This is a genomic window from Lawsonibacter sp. (assembly GCF_022777125.1).
Lineage (GTDB): Bacteria > Bacillota > Clostridia > Oscillospirales > Oscillospiraceae > Lawsonibacter_A > Lawsonibacter_A hominis.
Map to the genome: position 1 here is coordinate 1 of NZ_JALFGV010000023.1, position 4,727 is coordinate 4,727.

Consider the following 4,727-nt stretch of genomic DNA (forward strand, 5'->3'; position numbering starts at 1 on the left):
GGCCGACAAGGGGATTGGGGACCACAAACACCGCCTTGTGGATCGCGCCCAGGTTCTTCAGGTACATCCCGGCCGCAATCAGCGCGGCGGTTTTCCCGGCGCCCACCTCATGGGCCGCAAGCCCTGTGCCGGTGTAAAAGACACGGGCAACAAAGTCAAGCTGGTGCTTCCGCAGCTTCATCTCGGAGTTCATGCCGGGGATCACCAGATGGCTCCCATCGTATTCACGGGGCCGGACGGTGTTGAAGGTATCGTTATACAGCTTGAGCAGGGCGTCCCGGCGCTCCGGTTCCCTCCATATCCAGGAGGCAAAGGCTTCCTGAATCTGCTGCTGTTTGGCGCGGGCGATCATGGTTTCCTTCGGATTGATGACATAACGGACCGCCTTATCGCCCCTGTCATTGGTATATTCCTGCCGGTCACGGACGGTTGTGGACTGCATATTCAGGCAGTCCTCCAGTATCTCGTAGGCGTTTTTTCGGCTTGTGCCGAGCGTCTGATTCACCGTCACGGAATTGGGTTCAAAGGTTTTATTGCTGATCCGCCAGGTGGTGGTATAAGGGAAATACTCAATATCAATGCGGCGCCGGTTATCCCCGCCGTCAATCACTTTGACATAGCCGCTGGTCTGGAAGGTTTCATACATGAATTGGCGGTAATACTCAACCGGCACCCAGATGGCGCCCAAATTCACCTCAATATCGGCAGGGGTAAGAGGTGTCGGCTGTACCGCTTCCAGCGCCTCCACATTCCGGGCGAACAGCTCCGGCTCCTCCGTCGCCCTCTGCCTTGCGTAAAGCAGCTTATCCCGCACATGGCCGCTCAGGTATTCCTCCGCCAGTTCCCAGCCCTCATCCGGGTTCCCATAGTATTTCTGCGGATTGAGATAGATGCGGCCGCCCAGCTCCTCTGCCAGTTCGTGCGTGGTTTTCCCGGTCAGGAAGGACATATAGGAGAGATCCACCCGCAGCTTGCGGTTCAGGCAGATTTGCAGGGCGTCCTCGGCGGTATCAGCGTGGTTGACCTCCCGAAAGGGCCGGATGGTCGCCTTATGGAAGATAGCTGATTTATCCCAGCCGCTCTTATCCTTTCGCTCGTCCTCAATGGAGCGTAACAGGGGGAATTGATCGTCATCGGAAAAGGCGAGGATATTGCCCTTGCTGTTGATGGCTCCATACTTGGCGGTAAAGCGGTCATAGACCTGATTGAGTTTATCCTGCGCTTTGCGGAGGTCCAGAGGGTCATACTCATGGGACTGGATGCTGATGACCTCCAGCAGCGCGGTACGGATTTCGCACAGGCCCTTGATGCGGGCCGCCTTCATGCCGGTGTAGGGCTGGGGAATCAGCCTGTTCTTCTCGCAGTAGTAGATTTCGCCGTCCTTCACCACAAAGGTAAAATTCCGGGTCCCTTCGGGGGCGTCCTCATAATCGGTCGGCTGTTCTTCCTCCGCTTCTTCTATCGGTTCCACATCCGGCTCTGCGCTGAAATGGGCGGACAGGCTTTCCAGCGCGTCGGAGAGGTGTTCATACAGATCGAAACTCTCCGGCGCGATACAAGCCGTGCCATCCTCATTGCCGTACATATTCCGGCTGCTCTCCATCTTGCCCATGAGCATTTCCGGGTGGTCCATGAAGTAGCGGTTGTAGGGAATCCATTTTCCCCGTTCCATGTCTGTCTGTATCCACGATGGGGTGTTTGCCCGGTCAAGCTGCATGGGGGCCGCCCTCTTTTTCAAAAAGACAATATCCGCGGTCACTTCGGTTCCCGCCAGCGCCTTGAACGCCGTATTGGGCAGACGGATGGCGCCGATGAACTCTGCCCGTCGTGCGATATATTCCCGCAGGCTCTCGTCCTTTCGGTCCAGGATACCCTTGCTGGTGATAAAGGCGATGATGCCGCCCGGTTTGGCAAGGTCCAGGGACTTGATGAAGAAGTAGTCGTGAATATAGGGGTTCAGTTCATTGTAGCGGCGGTCATAGATTTTGACGCTGTTGAAGGGGATGTTGCCCAGGATCACATCAAAGCTGTTGTCCTCGAATTTGGCTGCCTCGTAGCCCATAACGGAAATATCCGCCTCTGGATAGAGCTGCTTTGCGATACGCCCGGTGATGGAATCCAGTTCCACACCGTACAGCTTGGTCCCCTGATACTGCTCCGGCAGCACGGAATAGAAATTGCCGGTCCCCATGCCGGGGTCAAGAATCCTGCGGTCGGGGCCGCCCTCAAAGCCGAACCGCTCCAAAGCGCGGTACATATAGCGGATCAGCTCCGGCTCGGTGTAGTAGGCGGTGATGGTGGAGCGCATGGCTGCCTTATATTCTTCATCGGTCAACAGGGCCTTTAACTCCTGATATTCGTTTTCCCATCCGGCCGCTTTATCGGAAAAAGCGTTGGCAAGGCCGCCCCAGCCCACATAACGGGCAAGAGTGATTTGTTCCTCCGGGGTGGCGGTCCTCTTTTCCGCCTCGATCTGCTTCAAGGTCTTGATCGCCAGGATGTTGTTTTTATATTTGGTCTTGGCGCCTCCGGGATAGAGGTCATAATCTGCGGAGAAGCGGAAGTTGCGGGAAACGGGCGGCTCCGACCGGGGATTGGCGGGCGGTTCAGTGACCGGCCTTTCCTCTGGTTGAGTGGACGGCGCACTCTCCATGCGGACCAAAGCCCGCACAGGCCGAAGCTCGTCCAGTTCCTTTTCCAGCCGGTATTGAATGTCCTCCAGATCATCCATATCAGCGGCTTCCGCTGGGGAGAGGATGGCGCCGTTGTCCATCCGCTGCACATAGCCGTCGTACAGGCGGGTAATGTCCTCCAAATCGGTCTTGACCTTTTGATATTCCGGGTTGGGCTGTTCGTCCACCACCGCCCGGTAGAGGGCGGAACCGTCCTCCGTCAGATAGCCCCACTCGATTTCTTCATCGGGATACTGTCCTTGCAGATAACGGAGCATTTGAGTGGCGATCCCCTGACGGCGGTAATCCTCCAGCACCTCGATCATGCTGATATGGGGCCGTTCCTCGAAAATGCTGTACCGCAGGGTGCCCACTGTCAGTTCCCCACGGACGGCCTGCATGAGCATATCAATCTGACCGCTGTGGGCGCCCAGCGATTCATCAAGTATCCGGGTTTCCTCTGGCTGCTCCGGGGCTGCCATGCGGCGGGCGTAAGCGTCGATGGTTTCCGGGGAGAGCCAATCCGGTTTTTCCGGCAGTTGAGCGTACAGCTCCCGCATTTTGGCGATCTGCGCCTCCACACTGCCTGCCCACAGGTGCTTTTCCGCCCGCTGCCCTTCACCCAGAAAATACTCGCAGTCAGCACACAGACGGTCTAACAGACGGTATTCGGCGCTGAACGGCTGCGTCTCATCCTTCTGCTCCGGCTCGCTGACGGCAGGGGCCTCCAGATAGCGCCCCTCATCCACCAGGCGTTGAACAATACCGGCAGCCTGCGGCCAGGACAGCTTGGTTTCCCTCTTTTCCCCATGTTCATCGGTCCAGTGCAGCTCAATGCTGTCCGTACCGGAATACACATAGTCAAGCCCCGCCGCTTCATCAGGAAACCCCTCGTAGCCGTACATCTCTTTCAGGAAAGAGGCAAAAGCCGAGCCTGTGGGATGGGTCCGGGCAAATTCGTAGATACGATCTTTTTTCTGTGTAACCAGAGGCCCACGCAGCATAGCGCGCTCAATCAGCAGATCTTCCGGGCTTCTTTCAGACGGCGAGGCCAGCAGGGAAAGCTGCTCCGGTTCCTCATCCGCTGCGGCCGGAGCTGCTTCGGGGGCTGGCCGCAGCTCCACATCCACTTCCTCATCATTGACCAGCATAGTAGCGCGTACAGGCTCATAGTCCTGACTGGCGATGTTGTTCAGCCAGGTGGCGAAGAACTGGCCGAACCCGGCAATTTTCTTTTCCTGCGCTGGGTCTGCGGGGTCCGCCTCCTGATACACGCCGATGCCGCTGTTTTCATAGCTGAACGCCCGCAGAGTTCCAGTCTCCCGGTCGATCAGGAAGTCCATATAGGGGTCATACATTCGGTCGCCATTCTGCATATAGTAATGTTCCATGCAGTAGTGATCGCCGTATTTGTGGTGGATCACCAGGGGATCATAGGCGTCCCCAGCCTCCAAACGCAGAGATTCATACTGGCCGGACACGATCTCCGGGAACAGTTTTTGAAAACGCTGGAAGTTTTTGTGGGCGGTGGTATTCCCTCTGGATTTATGTGGGGATGGAGATTCTTCCGCTGGTGGAATCAGATTGGTTTGACCTCCTGCCACAATGACCTGTTGCCCGCCAGCAACCGGCTTTGGGACAAAGGCCTCTATTTCATCCGCCTTTGGGATTCCCTTGATTTCTGTAAATACCGCTTGCGGGCGGACGGGTTCTTCCGCCGTTTCACCTGCTTCATAAGCCACAGCACCCAAAACATAGTCATAGTCGGCTTGCCCGATCTCCCTTTGCGGGGCGCCGCCCATTTCTTCTACTTCAGCCGGGATATTGTAGTCCCCAATAGGGTCAGGTTCTTTCTCCGCAGTTATATCTGGGTAAGCGCCCGCTTCGATCAGGGCGTCCAGCAGATTGGCAAGGCTGGGCCAGGGGAAGTAGGTGTAGCCATCATCAAAATAAAAGGAAATGCCGTCCTCTCCACGGAGCTTTGTGCGGTACAGCACCTCGCCCTGAAACTCCCGGTCCCCATAGGCCGAGAACAGGCCGCAGACCTCCCGGCCT

At 56.9% G+C, this 4,727-nt stretch carries 2 protein-coding genes; one reads left to right on the top strand and one right to left on the bottom strand.

Features of this window, described 5'->3' with window-relative positions; translation table 11 throughout:
* Window positions 1-4,276, bottom strand: a 4,276-nt coding sequence (locus MR825_RS02120; RefSeq protein ID WP_441328101.1) for a GNAT family N-acetyltransferase, incomplete at its 3' end; no start/stop codon positions are given.
* On the opposite strand from MR825_RS02120, the gene MR825_RS02125 reads away from it, so the two are divergent.
* The coding region (locus tag MR825_RS02125; protein WP_287878515.1) for a hypothetical protein at window positions 4,172-4,727 on the top strand (556 nt) is incomplete at its 3' end. The genes MR825_RS02120 and MR825_RS02125 overlap by 105 nt on opposite strands.